Source organism: Peribacillus sp. SIMBA_075, assembly GCF_046534585.1.
This window is the reverse complement of sequence record NZ_JAWRYN010000745.1, coordinates 1-267: the sequence shown is the minus strand read 5'-3', so window position 1 is coordinate 267 and position 267 is coordinate 1. Positions and strand designations below refer to the sequence as shown.

At 69.3% G+C, this 267-nt stretch carries 1 protein-coding gene; it reads left to right on the top strand.

Annotated features, from left to right (window positions below):
- On the top strand, window positions 1–267 hold a 267-nt coding region (locus tag SB775_RS30190), incomplete at both ends, for a hypothetical protein (protein WP_410864935.1).

The window sequence follows — 267 nt, the reverse complement described above, 5'->3', positions numbered from 1 at the left end:
AGGTCCATGCGCTGCAGGATGCGATCAGCACCGACCAGCCCGGCGGACCCGGGCGATTCGAAGTGCCCCGCTGGGACAAGGCCAGCCAGGACAAGGTCCGCGACGCTTTGCTGGTCCTGGCCTCGACCCTTCCCGACCAGCGGCGCATGTTCGGTTCCCGGGACGAGGTCGACCCGGTGCGCTTCCTGATCGGGGCGGCGATGGGCTGGGCCGGCAATCCCGACCGGGACGCGGTCTACCTCATCGGCAAGCCGCAGCACAACGATG